The organism is Actinomadura logoneensis (assembly GCF_003428695.1).
GTDB lineage: Bacteria > Actinomycetota > Actinomycetes > Streptosporangiales > Streptosporangiaceae > Spirillospora > Spirillospora logoneensis.
Genome location: NZ_QURH01000524.1, coordinates 1 through 1,444 on the forward strand (window position 1 = coordinate 1; position 1,444 = coordinate 1,444).

Sequence of the window (1,444 nt, forward strand, 5' to 3'; positions counted from 1 at the left end):
GAGGTCGTGGCGGGCGCGCGGCTGGCGCGGCGTCGTCCCCGCGTACGCGTCGGCGGCCCGTCCGTCGCCGGGTGAGGCGGTCGCGGCGCTGCGGGACGCGGGCGCGCCCCGCGTCGTCGTGGCGTCGTACTTCCTGGCGCCCGGCTTCTTCACCGACAAGGTGCGGGACGCGTCGCTGGCGGCGGGCGCGGCGGCGGTCTCGGCCGCGCTCGGCGACGCCCCCGAGGTCGCCGAGCTGGTCGTCCGCCGCTACGAGGAGGCTCTTCCCCGGGCCGAGGTGGACGTGGCGGTCTGACCGCACGACCGACGACCCGGGACGCGTACAGCGCGGCGCGGCGCGGGCGGCGCGGCCTCGGCCGTGCCGTACCGTGCCGGGCGTCAGCCGAGGGCGAGGAGGAGGGCCGTGACGCGCGCGTTCCGCTCGGGCTCGTCCGCGATCGCGTAGATCCGGCCGGTCCGGGCGTCGCGGGCGACGGCGGTGGCCTCCGCCGAGCCGGGGAGAGCGGCGGCCCGCCACCGGTGGCCGTCGAAGTGGACGAGCCGTCCGCCGTCCTCGGCCGCCCAGAGGCCGCCGCGTCCGTCCGGGACGACCGAGCCGAGCGCGCGCCGGAGCCCGGCCGTCGCGGCCCGCCGCCAGGAGGCGCCGTCGCGGCGCAGGACGAGCGGCCCGGCCGTGGACGAGCAGGAGCATCCGGTGCCGCCGACGGCCCAGGCGTCCGTCCGACTCACCGGGGCGACGGCGCGGACGTAGCCGAGGCGGACGGGTGTGCTCTGGCGGTGCCAGGCGCGGCCGTCCCAGCGGGCGAGGAACGGGGTGGCGTCCAGCTTCCCGCCGCCGAGCGAACGCTCACCGGCCACCCACACGTCGTCGGCGGCGCGGGCGGTGAGGGCGAACAGGTTCAGCCTGCGGTCTCCTCCGACGCCCTTGTCCCTCTTCCGCCAGGTGGTGCCGTCGTAGTGCAGCAGGGCCGGGATCGCCTTGGCGTCGTGCGTCCCCGGCGCGGTCGCGGCGACCCACACGTCGCGGTCGCCGGTGGCGGCGACCGCGTAGGGAGTGAGTCCGCCGCGGGCCGGCCGGGCGTCCCGCTCCCAGGTGCGGCCGTCGGTGCCGAACAGCGCGGTGGCGTCCCGGTCGGTCGCGAGCGTCCATGCCCGGCCGCCGGCCGCCGCGATGTCGCCGCCCTCGCTGTGGCCCTGGGGGAACGGCGCGTCCAGGCGGGTGAGGCGTCCGTCCCGGTAGCGCAGGACGATCCCGGTCGGCGAGCCCGCCTTGCCGAGCGGGCCCTGCGTCCCGGTGACCCAGACCGTGCCCTGCGCGGCGGCGAGGGCCCCCAGGTGCGCGGACTGCTCGCCGCCGGACGGCAGGTCCACCCGGCCGAGCACCCGCACGGCCGGCGCGCCGCCGGACGCGCTCGCGTCCAGCCCGGCGCGGACCTGCCCGGCC

2 protein-coding genes are annotated in these 1,444 nt (G+C 79.6%); one reads left to right on the forward strand and one right to left on the reverse strand.

The window, feature by feature from the left end; translation table 11 throughout:
- A partial coding sequence (locus DZF91_RS23805) for a CbiX/SirB N-terminal domain-containing protein (protein ID WP_328589203.1) occupies positions 1-295 on the forward strand: 295 nt, incomplete at its 5' end.
- An 83-nt stretch (positions 296-378) separates the two neighbouring features.
- Here DZF91_RS23805 and DZF91_RS40180 read toward each other — a convergent pair.
- A partial coding sequence (locus DZF91_RS40180) for an NHL repeat-containing protein (protein WP_199486843.1) occupies positions 379-1,444 on the reverse strand: 1,066 nt, incomplete at its 5' end.